The 16,749-nt window shown below is 53.5% G+C and carries 11 protein-coding genes and 1 pseudogene; 10 read left to right on the forward strand and 2 right to left on the reverse strand.

Annotated features, from left to right (window positions below):
- The first annotated feature begins 64 nt into the window (after positions 1 to 64).
- Positions 65 to 1,888 carry a hypothetical protein gene (locus HDE78_RS04945; RefSeq protein ID WP_179477406.1) on the forward strand — a complete coding sequence of 608 codons (1,824 nt, stop codon included), beginning with the start codon at positions 65 to 67 and terminating at the stop codon, positions 1,886 to 1,888.
- Between the two features lie 286 nt (positions 1,889 to 2,174).
- Here the strand turns inward: HDE78_RS04945 and HDE78_RS04950 are convergent, their stop codons facing one another.
- Together HDE78_RS04950 and HDE78_RS04955 are read right to left on the reverse strand one after the other, a co-directional pair.
- Complete coding sequence (locus HDE78_RS04950; RefSeq protein WP_179477407.1) at positions 2,175 to 4,310, reverse strand: S9 family peptidase; 2,136 nt, start codon at positions 4,308 to 4,310, stop codon at positions 2,175 to 2,177.
- Between the two features lie 102 nt (positions 4,311 to 4,412).
- Positions 4,413 to 5,471 (reverse strand): annotated as a pseudogene (locus tag HDE78_RS04955) (IS3 family transposase).
- A gap of 378 nt (positions 5,472 to 5,849) precedes the next feature.
- Between HDE78_RS04955 and HDE78_RS04960 the strand changes: the two are divergent.
- The 9 genes from HDE78_RS04960 to HDE78_RS05000 all read left to right on the forward strand — a co-directional run bounded on the left by HDE78_RS04960 (position 5,850) and on the right by HDE78_RS05000 (position 16,746).
- Positions 5,850 to 7,274 (forward strand): glycosyltransferase family 39 protein, encoded by a 1,425-nt coding sequence (locus HDE78_RS04960; RefSeq protein WP_179477408.1) that lies wholly within the window; start codon positions 5,850 to 5,852, stop codon positions 7,272 to 7,274.
- Positions 7,275 to 7,369: 95 nt separating this feature from the next.
- Positions 7,370 to 7,810 carry a pilin gene (locus tag HDE78_RS04965; protein ID WP_179477409.1) on the forward strand — a complete coding sequence of 147 codons (441 nt, stop codon included), beginning with the start codon at positions 7,370 to 7,372 and terminating at the stop codon, positions 7,808 to 7,810.
- Positions 7,811 to 8,194: 384 nt separating this feature from the next.
- Complete coding sequence (locus HDE78_RS04970; protein WP_179477410.1) at positions 8,195 to 8,629, forward strand: pilin; 435 nt, start codon at positions 8,195 to 8,197, stop codon at positions 8,627 to 8,629.
- Positions 8,630 to 8,713: 84 nt separating this feature from the next.
- Positions 8,714 to 10,858 carry a tetratricopeptide repeat protein gene (locus HDE78_RS04975; RefSeq protein ID WP_218862040.1) on the forward strand — a complete coding sequence of 715 codons (2,145 nt, stop codon included), beginning with the start codon at positions 8,714 to 8,716 and terminating at the stop codon, positions 10,856 to 10,858.
- Between the two features lie 31 nt (positions 10,859 to 10,889).
- The gene (locus HDE78_RS04980; protein ID WP_179477575.1) at positions 10,890 to 12,983 is read left to right on the forward strand and encodes a hypothetical protein; all 2,094 of its coding nucleotides are present in this window, start codon (positions 10,890 to 10,892) and stop codon (positions 12,981 to 12,983) included.
- Between the two features lie 136 nt (positions 12,984 to 13,119).
- Positions 13,120 to 13,890, forward strand: a complete 771-nt coding sequence (gene rfbF, locus HDE78_RS04985; protein WP_179477412.1) for a glucose-1-phosphate cytidylyltransferase — start codon at positions 13,120 to 13,122, stop codon at positions 13,888 to 13,890.
- On the forward strand, positions 13,872 to 14,963 hold the full coding sequence (rfbG, locus tag HDE78_RS04990; protein WP_179477413.1) for a CDP-glucose 4,6-dehydratase: 1,092 nt from the start codon (positions 13,872 to 13,874) through the stop codon (positions 14,961 to 14,963). The genes rfbF and rfbG overlap by 19 nt, the downstream gene beginning before the upstream one ends.
- On the forward strand, positions 14,960 to 15,523 hold the full coding sequence (locus tag HDE78_RS04995) for a dTDP-4-dehydrorhamnose 3,5-epimerase family protein (protein ID WP_179477414.1): 564 nt from the start codon (positions 14,960 to 14,962) through the stop codon (positions 15,521 to 15,523). Before rfbG ends, HDE78_RS04995 begins: the two co-directional genes overlap by 4 nt.
- On the forward strand, positions 15,523 to 16,746 hold the full coding sequence (locus HDE78_RS05000) for a class I SAM-dependent methyltransferase (protein ID WP_179477415.1): 1,224 nt from the start codon (positions 15,523 to 15,525) through the stop codon (positions 16,744 to 16,746). Before HDE78_RS04995 ends, HDE78_RS05000 begins: the two co-directional genes overlap by 1 nt.
- Positions 16,747 to 16,749 lie beyond the last annotated feature (3 nt).

A 16,749-nucleotide genomic window follows, 5' to 3' on the forward strand; every position in this document is an offset into this window, starting at 1 on the left:
AATTAGCTCGTCAATTTAAGGCGTATCTATGCGACGCGCTTTGTCAGCAAAACTGGGGAGATCAATGCGCAACGGATTCAAATACAACCACGGCTTCGCGACGTTTTCGATCGCCATCCTCGCTCTGATTTCTATCCTCTATTGGCCAGTCACTCACGCAAGTTTCGTGTGGGATGACGTGGTCGATTTTCAAGAGAAAGCTTGGCTAACCAGCGGGGACGACTGGAGGCACTATATTTTCAAAGACTTCAACTATTGGACGAATTATTTTCGCCCGATAGGGGTCGCACTCTTTACATTGCAAGTCCGCCTTTTCAACGGCGCGCCGGGTCCTATGCACGCTTTTTCCCTATTCGTGCATTTGATAAATACGTTTCTCGTAGGGCTAGTTTCGCTACTGCTTTCTGAATATGCATTTCCGAATTTTCAAGCGACCGCCAAGCGAATGTATTTCGCCGCCGGCTCTATGCTTTTTTACGGAATCCACCCGGTGCTCATCGAGCCTATCGCGTGGATCGGCAGCCAGTTTGACCTGGTTCTTACGACACTCATACTTCTTGGGCTGCTGGCGCGCTTGCGCGTTCAAAACATTCTTTTACGCGCAGGGACGATTGCCCTCCTTTTTTTTATGGCTGCTTGCGCCAAGGAAGCAGCGGTATCGTTTCCGTTGATTTTACTGGTCTTCGATTGGCTACTAATCGACAAGAAGTCCAATCAAAGTTTCCGCTCCGATATTCTAGCTCTCATACAAAAAAACTGGCCGGTATACCTCGCCATATTTGTAGCCGGCCTTGGCTACCTGGCATTTCGACACTGGGCGCTTGGGAAAATAGTCGATCCCTTCACTCCAAGCTCTCTATCAGCATTCGTCCGATTGCAGGAGGTGTGTTTCCTCTACATGCATTATTGGAAGACGCTCCTCCTGCCCATGACCGCAATGAGCCCTATTCATCCCATTGATGAGCTGCAGTTCAATCATGTTTCTTTCCAGGCACTGGTAACCGATACAGCGGCAATCGGCCTAACTTTGACCGGTCTGTATCTGGCTGTCACGCGTTCACCCAAGATTGGGTGCATGATTCTTGTAGTGACTGCGGCCTTGCTTCCTGTCTTGCATGTCGCTTCATCGAATTTCGACAGCAGCCTCTATCACGAGCGATACGCCATGACGGCGCTGGCATGCGTATGCCCGATGATTCCTCTCGCACTTATGAGCATTTCAGACCCCAGAAATTTACGTAAGTCAGGTCCGCTCGTGTTGGCATCCATCGGTCTATTGTGGCTCGCTATTGCAGTAATCAACATTCGCTCAACATTGCCGCTGTGGTCAAACAACGTGAATCTATGGCGCTGGGCGGTTGCCGAATATCCTAGCTCCGTCGAAGCCTATGACGGCTTACTGAGCGCCTACATCGACTCGAAGGATGATGCCAACGCCCACAAACTCATAAACAAGCTGATCGCGGCGCGTACGGACTGCACGAACTGCATGCTCAATGCTGCCATTCTGGATATCAGTGAAAACAATCCTAAAGATGCGGCCAAGGCTTTGAACCGAGTGAAGAACTCGAAGGAAGTTATGGTGGACAAAAAGATGTTTGGTACGTATCTGCTGACTACGGGTCAAATGCTTGTTCAGCTGGGCCAACTGGACGATGCCGAGGGAGCGCTGCGTGCAGCAGTAGGTTTTGAACCCCTCGATCCTCAACCGCGAATTTCTCTTGCTACTGCGCTAGCTCTGCAGGGCAAAACTGACGAAGCGCAAAAGGTTGGGGATGTTGGCATCCTTATGCTTCCTTCCAGCGAACGCGATGCCAAGCGTGCTGCGCTGAATAAAATTATTTCCCCAAATGCAAAATCGACTTTGCACACTAGTCAACAAAATTAGCCCGCAATTCGTGGTTTAGCTCGCTTCAAATAAATCGAATGTATGCGTTACGCCTCGGCTACCGCCTAGCGCGAACGCCTCCCGGCCTTATATCGCTTAGCGTTCAACAATTAAATCGAATAGCTCTGCAAGAGACTGGCGAAGGACGCAAGAGTGGCCAGCATTAGACGCCGATAAAAATCAGCAGCTGACCCAACCATCACGCTGATTGCCACTTATGAAGCCATCAGCTATAGATCACCTTCAACATTCGGCCAGCACTACGAAAATACCTATGGCCCTCAGGTCAAGGCTTTTCGGTACTGGACCGACCTGTCCACTGCTGCAGCCAGGCATTGACGGCATCGTGCCACTGCACGCTGTTGTGTGGCTTAAGCACCCAATGGTTTTCATCCGGAAAGGTCAGCATTTCGCTGGAAATACCTCGCCGCTGAAGCGCGGTAAACGCCCCTAACCCTTGCGTAATCGGAATACGGAAGTCGTTACCGCTGTGGATAACCAGCATGGGCACGCGCCAGTCTTTGACGTGGTTGACCGGATTGAACTTCTCGTAGTTTTCCAGATGATCGTAAGGCGTACCGACGTTTTCCTTTTCTTCGAACCACAGCTCATCGGTGTCGTAGTACATCGCGCGCGAGTCGAACACGCCATCGTGGTCGACCAGGCACTTCCACGGCTGGTTCCACACGCCGGCAATCCAGTACGTCATGTAGCCGCCATAGCTGGCGCCCAGAGCGCAGGCACGGTTGCCGTCGAGAAAGCTGTATTTGCTAAGCGCCGCCTTCCAGCCCAGCTTCAGATCGTCCAGCGGCTTACCGCCCCAGTCGCCTGAGATCGCGTCGGTGAAGGCCTGCCCGTATCCAGTCGAACCATGAAAGTTGATCGTCACGACCGCAAAGCCCTGACCCGCATAGGTCTGGGGATTCCAGCGGTAGCTCCACTCGTTGTTCATCGCCCCCTGCGGCCCCCCGTGAATAATGAACGCCACGGGGTAAGTCTTGCCCGGCTGATAGTCGACAGGCTTGACCACATAACCCTGCACCGTTTCGTTGTTCCAGCCCGGAAACTTGAAAAACTCTACATCACCAACTTTTGCGTTCTTCAGATCGTCCGCATTGAAATGCGTGACCTGCTTGGGATGCGAGCCTGCCGCGGAGGCCAGGTAAAGGTCGGCCGGGTGCTTCAGATCGTCTCTGGCCATCAGCAGTTTGTCGCCAGCCAGCGAATAACCCTCCACCGCACCGGCGCCCGAGAGCCGGGTGACTTCGCCATTCGTCGTGCTGATGGCGAACAGCGGGTGCTGTCCCTCGTCATCGGCCGTGGCGTAAAGCGCTTTACCATCAGCGGAGATGGTCATGCTACCGGGCGAGCGATCCCAGCGCGGATCGACCTCGCGTTTTGTTCCAGTCGCAAGATCGAGCGCCACGATGGCGAAACGGTCGGCTTCGAACCCCGGCGTCTTCATCGCCAGATAGTAAAGTGTCTTGCCATCCGGTGACGGCAACGGATAGGCGTCCCATGCCTTGTTGTCAGCGGTGAGATTTTGGGGCGCGGAGGAAGCGTCCACTGGCACGCGATATACGTCGAAGTTGGTTGACCAGGGCTCGCTGGCCCCCGCAACGCGCGCGTCGAAATAGACGCTCCGCCCATCCGGCGCGAAGGCGAATTCGCTCTCGTCACCAAAAGGCTTACTTGGAATATCGCCATCGATCCCGCGGCTCAACAGGGTTGGCTCGGCCGGAAGCTGTCCGTTGCTATCGAAGCTGGCGACAAACAGCTGATTGCGCCGTCCGTTGGCCCAGGTATCCCAATGGCGCACAAAAAGCTTGGTGTAAAGCGTACCGCTAGCTTTGTCGTTGTCGCGCGCATCCACGCGAGCCTTGGTGCACGCCAGGGTCGCGCAATCCTTAAAGACCTCGTATGACAAAAGCACATGCTTGGCGTCTGGGGAGAGTTTGTACTCATTGATATCCAGTGACGTGTGGCTGACCTGTACCCCATCGGCATGCTTGGTCAGATCGAACGCGTCCCTGTTGCCTAGACCAAGCCGCCACAGCTGGGCGACGCCATCGGCTGGCGCCAAGTAATACAGACTGCGACCATCTGCTGACCAGCGCACCGAGCTGGCGTTATCCAACACCTTTATCGGCTTGCCAGCCGCCTTCGATCGATAGGCGAGATCCAGTACGTATATGGCGTTAACGCCCTTGTTGGCTGCGTAGTCAGTACTGCGCACGCCAAACGCAACATAGCGACCATCTGGCGACAGCTGCGGATCACTGACCCGATCCATCATCACTAAGTCGCGGATGTTGAAGGCATGTGGTCCTGTCGTTTTGTCAAAGGTCGTGTTGACTACATCGGTAGCCATCGCGATGGTGGCGAGCGAAGCGGACAGCAGCGCGGCAATCAAAAGTTTCATTGGCGATTTTCGACTTGGCCAAAAATGACGACGGTAGGCTCGAACTCGGCTGGAAGCAAGCTGTTGGCAAAACACTCACCTTATCCCGGTAGCTGTAGCGACCTAATGTAAAAAGTTCGGCACTACGGAGTTCATCCGTATCGTCTCAGCGAACAACGCTGGCGCGCTGCTAGCCAGGTACGAGTGCGGACGAAAATGATTGTAGTAGGCTCTCCATTACTCGATCTTTTCTCGGGCGTCTTCCAGCGAAAGAAACCAGTGCGTATTCAGGCATTCGTCGCGCAACGAGCCATTGAACGACTCGATGAAGCAGTTGTCTGCAGGCTTCCCCGGTCGGGAATAATCCAGCGTCACACCGTGGTCATAAGCGAAACGATCCAGTGTTAGGGATATGAATCCGGGTCGTTATCAGCTTGTATGCGCGCCGGTAACGCCCGTCCGCTGCGAATACCTTGTGTGTCGCAACCAGGTCTTCACGCCGCAGGTGATGCGCGACTTCGATGACTAGGCATTCATTGGTAACGTTGTTGACGACAGTCAGTGCTCGGAGGCGACGACCATTGAGGAGCGTATCGGAAACAAAGTCTGTGCTCCACAGCTGATCGGGGGCTGTAAGCACTGGCCGGTCCGGCCGCATCGCGGCGGCCTTACGACGATATTGCCGTTTGGCACGCATGTGCAGCCCGGCCTGTACATTCAGACGATGCACGCGTTTGTGATTCACAGTCAATCCCTCGCGCCAAAGCAGAACATAATTCGCCGCGTGCCGTAGCGCACCCGCATTTCGGTAATTTCAGGCATGCCTTTGACTAGCGACGCATCCTGCACGGGCTGGCGGCGACGGTAGTCCAGCCCGTCAGGGATAGCCTCATGACTGCAAAGGACCCGCACACTAGCACCGTAAGTTTTCTGAAGGTGGCCGGCCAGCGTCTTACGCTGAAACGGCCTCAGAGTTTTTTTGAAGCACATCCTGCAGAATGGCTTTGTCCAGACCCAGATCGCCCACAAGCTGCCTAAGCTTGCGATTCTCTTCGTCCAACTGCCGCAGCCGGCGAAGCTCCGACACGCCCAGACCGCCGTATTGCTTCTTCCAGTTGAAAAACGTCGCTAGACTTCCGCGAAGGTTGCGCCGCTTTCGGACTGACGCAACACAAACGCCACTTGCTCTTTAGTGGACTTAGTATTCTTGGTGGCAAAACAGCCTTCTGATGAGGGTTGGCTTTGCCGAAAACTTTACTTCAAAGCGTTACAAATGGCGGCGATAACCTTAATTCTTTTCGCCATCACAAATTTTAGGCAATGTCAATCATCGCGTTTATAAGGATTAAATAGCTCGCTTACGCATGTCTAACGTCGCTGGATTCGCAATGACTCCGTCGCGTGCCAACAATAAAAAGCGATTTGGTCACTGTGCTGCCGTGCTCTTGTGCCCACGTTTATCATGTTTTTGATGACACGTTAGCGCGCAATTCGCTGCATACTTCCTGATCAACTGCTTGTACCTCATTCTATATAATTTATAACCATGCTGTAACAGTCATGACTAATACCGAACTCTCTAACACCATAATTAATTTTGAAAAGAAAGAAAGCTGGAAATGGGCTCTATCGCTCATCGCTATAACAGTGCTCGCAATTGCGATGCGCTTGTACTACGTGAATCATGCTGTAGTACTTAACCCCGTGAGGGGTGATGCGATACAGTATTATTCCTACGCGTGGAACATGGTAAATCACAGCATATTTTCTTCGAGTTCGCCAGGCTCTATAAACATAACCCCTGATAGTTACCGCGATCCAGGATATCCGTTTTTCCTTGCGCTCTGGATGAAACAGCTTGGCGCCGGTGACAGCTGGTACGCAGGGGTATTGTTGTGTCAGGCGTTGCTTGGCTCGCTAACCGTTACCTTCGCCGCAATGCTAGGAAGGTTATGGCTTTCAACACGCTGGACCCTCTTTGCGGGAATACTTATGGCCATTTGGCCACATAGCGTAGTGATAACTAGCTTTCTGCTCAGCGAGACACTGCTTGGCTTTCTCTGCGCACTGGCAATGCTTCTTTGCGCATTGGCCATCCGAAACCTACGCGCCTATCAGGGCGCCATTGCAGGCTTAGTCATCGGTGCTGCCTCGTTGACAAACGCCGTGTTGGTGCCATTTGGCATTGTGCTGGCGGCATCTCTGTTTTGGCTAAAATTAGCAAATCGAAACTTCGTTTGCGCCTTAGTCCTCGGCGCATTACTTTTACCAGCCGCATGGACGGTACGAAACATGACCATTCCACCATCAACAGGTGACAGCTCACCGCGAGATCGTGCGCTTCTTAACTTTATCCAAGGGTCGTGGCCGGAGTTTCAGCCGGCGTGGCGAATGTCGTTTTTGGGCTCACCAGCCGAAAAAGTCCAGGCGCAATCCATATTATTTTCCTACCAGCAAGAATACGAAAACTTGAAAAAATCTCCTCTTGATGGTGCCAGTTCGGTACTTGAACGTTTTGGCCTCCATCCTTTGCTGTACGCGCGTTGGTATCTTCTAGAAAAACCCGACCTGCTTTGGGACTGGGACATCCGAATTGGCCAAGGTGATATCTACGTTTACCCAACTAGGAAAGATCCTTTTAGCCATTCATCACCATGGATAGCCCTTTATTCCGTATGCCGTTCGATCAACCAAATATTGATGCTATTAGCGATAGCAAGTATTTTTTTCGTATGGTCAAAGCGAAGTCCTCTGCCAAAGCTGCGCGAGCGCTACGGCCGCAGCGCATTTATCATCGTCATCTATCTGACAACATTCATCACCATCGTATACGCGATCTTTCAGGCTGAGCCGCGCTACTCGATTGCCTTTCGCTCTTTCGAAATTTTGCTCGGCACCACTACCCTAGCTGGGCTAGGGATATGCTGGACAAACTACCAACGCACTAGAAAAATCATCGGCAAAGATGGTCCCATCGTAAGCTGATTTCTCAGACTTGCGGCTAAAACGTGATGGATGTCACGAGGCTTCTCGGCAACTCTGGCACGAAATGTGATTGATTTCGTTAGAAAGGGGCTCGCATGAAAAAAAACGCCAATTCGCAGGGCTTCACGTTGATCGAGCTGATGATCGTGGTGGCGATCGTCGCCATTCTCGCGGCGATTGCAATCCCCGCATATCAGATATATCTGATCCGCGCTCAAGTGTCCGAAGGAGCAGAACTAACTGCCGGAGCAAAGTCTGCCGTCTGGGAATATTTTGCCAATACTGGTAGCTATCCATCCAACAACTTGTCCGCTGGGCTTCCTGCAAGCCCTAGCTCTATAAGCGGAAAATATGTTCAATCTGTAACGGTTACAGGCGGAATAGTCACTGCCAGGTTCGGCCTCGCTGCCAACGCAAAAATCAGCAATGGCGGAACATTCGTGCTGTCTGCGATCAACAACGGGGGATCAATTTCCTGGAGCTGCAGCAAATCCCAAGTGTCCCCGTTGTATTTACCAACTGCATGCCGTCAATAGAGGCACTTTTAAAACCAAATGGAACAAGTCAAGTCATCATCCCTGATTGATAGCCGATGCTATGGACCAAGACGGCACAAGCAAGGAGACCAAAAACGTCACAAAGTGACAAATAACGCATGCCTCGCCAGTTACGCCGGTGAGATCATTTAAACAGACATGAGCAGTCGGCTACCTCGGACTACTCTATGTGCGATTTGTGTCAGCGTTACGAGTAATAAATCGACGCAAAGTTGTAAAAGTTTCTCGATGGCACGTAATCTGCTTTATTCAATCAGAGCTTCCTGGTCGTCTCTGACCAAGGGTTAAAGGGGTACCGGTCCCGTCTAGGGATTGCGTGGCCGGGCTCAGGGGCATTACATCCGTTAATTAAGAGGAAACACCATGAAGACTATGCAGAAAGGCTTTACCCTGATCGAACTGATGATCGTCGTTGCAATCATCGCCATCCTGGCCGCAATTGCGATCCCGGCCTACCAGAACTATTTGATCCGCACTCAGGTGTCGGAGGGTGCTGTGCTCACTGACGGCGCCAAAACTGCGGTTGCAGAGTATTATTCCAATACTGGCAAGTTTGCTGCTACTCCAGCTTCACTTGGTCTGCCTGCCACCTCGACGTCAATTTCTGGCAAGTATGTCAACAACGTTACGTTCACAGCTTCCGGTCTTATACAGGCTCAGTTTGGTAACTCGTCGAATATTGCCATCAGTGGTAAATATTTCACCCTTTCGCCGACCGTGAATGGTGGTTCCATCGCCTGGAGCTGCACGCCGAGTACGGTTGCGAAATCATATTTGCCGACGTCCTGCCGCCAGTAATCTCCTGTTGATTTGGAAGCAAAGGGCCACCTAGCGTGGCCCTTTGCTTTTCTTTTTATCACTGACCACAGGTGAGTGGATTACGTGACCAAGCGGCGCCGCCAAGCTTTCTATCTACCGGCCGTGATTCTTTTGCTCGCTGCAACATGGCTCATTTATGCCAATGGATTACACGGCGGATTTCTATTTGATGACTTCGCCAATCTGCCGGCCCTGGGCGCTAGCGGCCCCGTCGACAATTCACCCGCCTTCTGGCGTTACATAACGTCTGGCACGGCAGATCCGCTGGGGCGTCCGCTCGCGATGCTCAGCTTTTTGTTTGACGCCCATGACTGGCCTGCCGATCCGCTTCCGTTCAAGCGCAGCAATCTGTTTATCCATCTTTTCAATGGGATATTGCTGAGCCTGCTACTTCGACTCCTTGGCCGGAGCATGGCCAAAACGCAAAAATCGGACATAGGCGCATTGGCAATTCGGGTAGACCTGGCTGCCGTACTCGGTGCCGGATTCTGGCTGATGCATCCACTCCTGGTTTCCACCACGCTATACATTGTGCAGCGAGAAGCCATGCTCTCCAGCACATTTATTTTGCTCGGCCTGCTGGCGTGGATGCGAGGGCGCCATGCCATGCACCGCGGACACACCGTGAACGGCTTGTGCTGGCTGACGCTAGGCCTCGTCGGTTGCACAGTGCTATCTTTACTGAGCAAGGCTAACGGCATCCTGCTACCAGTGCTGGCTATCGTCATCGACGGTACCGTGATGGCCACCAGCAACTCCCCGGCGGTGCCGGGTATCCACAAGCGTATCTATCGCTCCGCGATGCTGCTGCTGGGCTGGCTGCCCTTGACACTCGTGGCAGGCTACCTCCTCTACCAAGGCTGGTATGGCTTGACGCATGGGATTTCTTCGGTACGCCCATGGACAGCCGGGCAGCGCCTACTGACCGAACCGCGCGTGCTGATGGATTACCTGCACCTGCTCTGGCTGCCGCACCCCTTCACGCCAGGTCTGTTCAACGATCAAATACATGCGTCGACATCGCTATGGTCACCGGCAGCTACGCTACCTTCGCTGCTTGCCGTCACGGGACTGATCCTTGGCGCCTGGGTATGCCGACGTCGCTATCCCGCATGGGCGCTGGCGATACTTTTCTTTTTCGCGGGGCAATCACTGGAATCGAGCAGCGTACCCCTGGAGCTCTATTTCGAACACCGTAATTATTTGCCGGCGATGCTGATGTTCTGGCCTTTAGCTTTATGGCTGTGCGGCTTGGGCTTAACGCCAACATCATACAAAGCAGAATCGTATCCGTTGCTTCAGGCGACGCCCTATTACAGAAAATGGACAGAGTCGAGGAAGCCTATTGCAATATGGCGTATTGCTAAACCACTGTTAGCTAGTGCGCTGCTGCTCGGGCTAGGCCTTATGACATACGCCCTTGCCTCACTATGGGGAAATGCGAGGGAACAGACGCAGCTCTGGGCTGCACTCAACCCCGAATCGCCTCGGGCACAGGCGGATGCGGCAGAGGCCGAAATCAATACCGGTCATCCGGCGCTCGCCGTGGCCCGGCTGCAACGGGCGCTGGTCCGTGCACCGGATCAGGCACAGCTTGCGATGAATCTATTTGACGCGCAATGCCAACTTGGCCAGGTCGAACCGGCTTTCTTAATCACGTTCGGCGAGGCACTGCGCACTACGCGTGACACCGGTCCACTGCTGGTCAACTGGTTTACCCGCGAAATGGATCAAGTTGGAAGAGCGGCGTGTTCTGAGCTGACGTTCAAGACCCTCGGCATGTTCCTGGATGCCGCTGCAGCCAATCGCAAATTAAATGAAGTTTATGGACGCCGGCAAGATATCAGCTATCTACGCGGCCACCTTGCCCTTATCCAAGGCGACCCCGACACCGCATTGCTCGATTTCAATCGTGCACTAGACGAGGATCCGCAAATCTCCATGGCGCTCGAGCAGGCAGCATTGCTCGGTTCAAGCGGATTCCCTCGCCAGGGACTCGCGCACTTGGATCACTACGAACGCGTTCGCAGGCAAGCTGTCGTCCCGGGATTTGGCATGAGTCGACTGCATGCCTGGGTTTTGCAGCGCCAGCATTACTGGCCGGGAGAACTGGCACGTTTGCGCGATACACTGACCAAAGACACCGTCCCTCAGGTAAATGCCGTCCATGAGTCTTGCGAATCGAACAAAAAGAATTGTTCAAACTGATCATTGGTGCTGGTGTCTCTTGCTTTTTGGCATGCTTTTTTGCAGCGCCATTTATAGCGCAGGTCTATCGGGCAGCTATCTATTCGATGACTACCCCAACATCGTCGACAATCATGCTGTACAGCCAACGAGTGCGAGCCTCTCAAGCCTGGTCGGTGCCGCGCTCTCTTCTTCATCAAGCGAGTTCAAGCGACCGCTCGCTTCACTGAGCTTTGCCGCCAATTATCTTGCCAGCGGTCTCGCTCCGTACTGGATGAAGCTCACCAACTTGGTCATTCATCTGTTGAACGGCTTGCTGGTCTTTTTGCTGGGGCGGTCGCTTCTGCGAATAGCTGCAGCGCCACGATCCCGGGCAGACGATTTCGCTTCCGCCGCATGGACCGGCCATTGGAACAATCGAACCGGCGTGGTTGCGTCACTCATTGCGACATGCTGGATGATCTTGCCCATCAATCTCACCGCGGTGCTGTACGTTGTACAGCGCATGGAGAGCATGGCCAATCTATTTGTGCTGCTTGGACTAATCGGATACGTCACTGGACGCCGCCTCATGCTTAAGGCATCGGCCGGCATGTCAGACAAACTCGGATTGATTCGAAAGGCCTCAGTTCTAAACCGTAACTTTATACTATGCTTCGTCAGCATCACCGTACCGACCGCGCTTGGTGTGCTCGCCAAGGAAACTGCCGTGATGCTGCCGCTTTACGCCTTACTCGTCGAGTGGGCCATCTTTCGGTTTGCCGCTGCAACTGCGGCCGACGCAACCACTTTTAACAACGTCTTTGACCGCCGCGTCATTGGAATGTTTTTGCTAGTTTTGGGTATCCCGCTGGTGATTGGAATGAGCTGGCTTTTGCCTGGCATCCTCAAAACCGAAAACTGGGCTACGCGGGACTTTACGCTGGGCACCCGACTGCTCAGCGAAGCTCGCATTATTGTCGATTACATGATTTGGACCACGCTTCCGACACCTCATGCATTGTCTTTTTATCACGACGATTTTCTCATATCGACCGGTTTGTTTTCCCCCACCAGTACCATTGTAAGCATAGTCGCACTGACTGCACTATTTGCACTCATGCTACGCATGCGCAAAAAGCGACCGCTGGTTGCACTGGGTATGGCGTTCTTCTTCGGCTGCCATTTGCTGACCGGCACCATACTGCCACTGGAACTGATCTACGAACATCGGAACTACTTTGCCAGCTTTGGCCTGCTACTGGCGATTGTGCCCCTGCTTGCAGCGCCACGCCTCAGAACGCGTTTATCGGCGGCCAGCGAAGCACTTGGCGCAGACGTAGCCGCCGTGGACACGACAATAAAGATCGGGTCGATGGCAACCGTGGGTGACACTGGAATATTGGAGCCGATCGACGCGCTTCCCATTGCGTTACCCCGCTATGTCCTTTTGGCTGGACTGATCGTCTGCTGGGCTGGCCTTACGGCGCTTACCTCACATGCATGGGGACAACCTCTGAGACTGGCGGAAGATCTGGCAACCCGCGCGTCGATGTCGCCCCGCGCTCAATATGAGCTGGGGCGTACTTACATTATCTATTCACACTACGATCCCGCATCACCCTTCACCAAGCTGGCTTACGGAGCGCTGGAAAAAGCAGCTGTCTTGCCTAAATCGACGATTCTTCCAGAACAAGCGCTGATCTTCATGAATGCCCGCATGAAGCTCCCGCTGAAAAATGAGTGGTGGGACAGCTTGATCGACAAACTGAGTTCGCGCACCCCCGGCGTACAGGATGAAAGTTCACTTGCTTCCCTTGCTCAATGTGCTCAGGAATACCATTGTGACCTGCCTAAAACTCGTATGAAAAATGCCTTTGCGGCAGCACTGTCACATCCCAATCCAAGCGCGCGGCTTCTGGCCACTTATGGGGACTATGCGTGGAACGTTTTAGACGATCAGGCGCTGGGCGCGCGCATGACCATGGCAGCCGTCCAGGCAAGTCCAAGCGAACCGGCCTATCAAATCACCCTTGTTCGCATGCTCGCCGCGGAAAATCGCTCAGCAGAGGCGAAACAGGCGCTGGAGCGACTGCAGTCATTGAATATAGGGGGCCGACTCGATACGAGCCTGACTCAGTTGAGGACGCTTCAGGCATTGCAATGACCAGCTCACCGCGACGATAGAAGTGAAACACGATAGAGCTCGCAGCCAATCATGTTGAAGGCAGTCTTACTCTATTATCTGCCCCTCCCACGCTTCGTCCTCCTTCACCACCAACCTAACTGTGAAAAGCACCGTCATGAAAGCAGTCATCCTTGCGGGCGGTCTTGGTACAAGAATCAGCGAAGAGACCATCGTACGCCCGAAGCCGATGATCGAGATCGGCAGCAAACCGGTCCTATGGCATATCCTGAAGACCTATTCGCACTTTGGCATCAACGATTTCATTATCTGCCTCGGTTATAAGGGGTATATGGTCAAAGAGTATTTTGCCAACTATTTCTTACATACCTCCGACGTCACTTTTGACTTGGTAAAGAACCGTATGGACGTCCATCACCAGCACGCTGAGCCATGGCGGGTCACGCTAGTGGACACCGGTGACCAGACGCAGACAGGCGGGCGCCTCAAGCGCGTGCAAAATTATCTCGACGACCAGACGTTCTGTTTTACCTATGGTGATGGACTGGCCAATATAGACATACGCAAGCAACTGGCGTTTCACGCAAAACATGCAAGCCTGGCGACCATGTGCGCCGTGCAACCACCGGGAAGATTCGGTGCGATCGATATCAGGGACAACCGCATCACGCGCTTCCAAGAGAAACCACAGGGCGATGGCTCGTGGATAAACGGCGGCTTTTTTATACTAGAGCCGGAAGTTATGCGCTACATACGGGACGACAGCACCATATGGGAGCGCGAACCACTGGAAGCCTTAGCCCTCGACGGTAAAATCTCGGCGTATACCCACGATGGATTCTGGCAGCCCATGGACACGCTCCGCGACAAGATCAAACTGGAAGAGCTATGGCAAAGTGGCCAAGCGCCATGGAAAGTCTGGCCTTGAACGAGTTATTCGGGGGAGCATACGTAGATCGAAATGTGCTTGTTACGGGCCACACTGGTTTCAAGGGCTCGTGGCTGTGCCTTTGGCTCGTGAGCATCGGTGCCCACGTTACGGGCTTGGCGCTTGACCCGGAGGCCAGCCCTTCACATTGGTCACTACTCAAACTCGATAACGTCACAGACTTGCGTATTGATTTACGCAATCGCGACAGCGTGCGGCAGACGCTGAGGGATGTAAAGCCGGAAATAATCTTTCATCTCGCAGCCCAGCCGTTGGTCAGGCGCAGCTACCTCGAATCGATAACCACCTTTGACATCAATGTGATCGGTCTGGTCAATCTGCTGGAGGCAGTCCGCGCCACACCGTCAGTGCGGGTATTGATCAACGCGACCACAGATAAGGTCTATCTGGATCAGGGTGGCGACAGCGCTTATCGTGAAGAACATCCGCTCGGCGGACATGACCCCTACAGCACGTCCAAGGCCTGTGCAGAACTCGTTACTGAATGCTATCGCAAGAGCTTTTTTGGTGAATCCGGTCCACGGGTGGCTACGGCTCGAGCGGGCAATGTCATCGGCGGAGGTGACTGGTCAGAAGATAGGATTGTTCCCGACCTGGTGCGTGCCGCTTGCGCGGGAAATGCCCTAAAAATTCGTAACCCAGACGCCGTGCGGCCGTGGCAACACGTGCTGGAACCTTTATCGGGTTATCTGCAGCTGGGTCAAAGCCTGCTATCCAGCAAGATTGCGGAGGGACCATGGAATTTTGGCCCCGGAACCGACGCAACGCTACCGGTGCATATGCTGGTATCCGAATGGCAGAAACACTGGCCCGGATTGCACACCGAATATCAGCCGGGGCCACATCCTCATGAAGCGAAAGCGCTGCGGCTCGACTGCTCCAAAGCGGCCCGACTACTCGACTGGCGTGGCGTATGGAATGCCGAGGAGACACTTCATCGTACAGCTTCATGGTATCGCGCCTTTTACGAAGATGGCTGTTTAAATAGCAGCGATGATCTGCATGACTATATCGCCGCTGCCAGAACTGAGAGCATGGGATGGGCGACATGAAGATTCATACCACGCCACTTGCTGGCTTGATGGTTATGGAAACCACACCCGTTCGTGACGAACGTGGACAGTTCATTCGGGTGTTTTGTCAAAACGAGTACGCTGTGGTGCGGCCTCAACTGCATTGGGAGCAGATCAATGTTTCCGACACGACACATAAAGGCACGGTCCGCGGCATGCACTTCCAACACCCGCCATCTGCCGAAGCTAAGCTTATTCGCTGTCTTCGTGGAAGGGTCTTCGACGTTGCTGTCGATCTGCGCACTGGTTCTCCGACCTTCCTGCACTGGCACGGCATCGAACTGAGTCAGGATGAACCAATTCAGTTTCTCATCCCGGAAGGCTTTGCTCATGGCTTTCAAGCGCTGACGGACAACGCGCAACTGCTGTACCTGCATACTTGTGGATGGGATCGCCAGCGCGAAGGTGCACTTCGCCATGACGATCCAGCGTTGTCTATTGCATGGCCCTTGCCGGTGACAAAACTGTCTAACAAAGATCGCACTACGCCTTTGATCGACGGAGCATTCAAAGGCCTCCAATTGAACGAGGAGCCATAATGAAGTGCCGGTTCTGCAGTACGCCTTTGCACGATGTATTTCTTGATCTCGGCAGTGCGCCACCTTCAAATGCGTTTCTGACTGCCGATGCATTGAATGCTCCGGAAACCTGGTTTCCGCTGAAGCTTTTCACCTGTGAAAAATGTCATCTGGTACAGGTGGATGAGGTGCAGTCGCACTCCGCTCTGTTTGCCTCCGATTACGTTTACTATTCTTCTTTCTCCCGTTCTTGGCTTGCGCACGCGGAACGTTATGTTGATAGCGCCGTGACCAGGCTGGGATTGAACCAGAAAAGCCTGGTCATGGAGATAGCGTCTAACGATGGGTATTTGCTTCAATACGTCGCCGCGAGAGGTATTCCCTGCATCGGCATAGAGCCCACGGGCGGCACTGCTCTAGCTGCACGACAGAAAGGGATCGAAACGATTGAACGTTTCTTTGGCAATGAATTCGCTGAAGAATTCGTACACCAACGGGGTAACGCCGACCTGATCGTCGCGAACAATGTCTTGGCGCACGTTCCGGATATCAACGACTTTGTCGCTGGATTGGCTCTTGTGCTTGCAGAACAGGGCGCTATCACGATCGAGTTTCCGCACCTGATGGAGCTGGTCAAACATCGTCAATTCGATACGGTTTATCACGAGCACTTCTCGTATTTTTCGTTGCACACCGTAAAAGCCATTTTTGCCACGCACGGGCTGCGCCTTTGGAATGTCGAACAGCTTTCCACGCATGGGGGATCGCTGCGTATCTGGGCCGCACACGAGCACAGTCACCACCTGCAAAAGCCGGCAGTCGATGCTTTGCTGGAAAAAGAAGCTCTTGCCGGCATGAACGACCTGACCTTTTACCGCGGATTTCAGTCGCAGGCCGACAAGGTCAAGAACGACTGTCTGGCGTTCCTACTGCAACAGCACCGCACCGACCGCAAAGTAGTCGGTTATGGTGCGGCGGCCAAGGGAAATACTCTATTGAACTACGCCGGAGTGAAGGCCGATCTGTTGCCGTACGTGGTCGATGCATCGCCTCATAAGCAAGGCCATTGGCTTCCAGGATCAAGAATCCCTGTCCTAGACGAGTCCCGACTACGCCAGGACCGGCCGGATTTCGTGCTTATACTGCCTTGGAATCTGCGCGAAGAAATCATTGACCAACTCGGTTATGTCAGAACATGGGGTGGCCGCTTCGTCACCTGCGTTCCAGACCTTATCACGGACTGACAT

The sequence above is a fragment of the Rhodanobacter sp. K2T2 genome, assembly GCF_013408815.1.
Taxonomy (GTDB): Bacteria; Pseudomonadota; Gammaproteobacteria; order Xanthomonadales; family Rhodanobacteraceae; genus Rhodanobacter.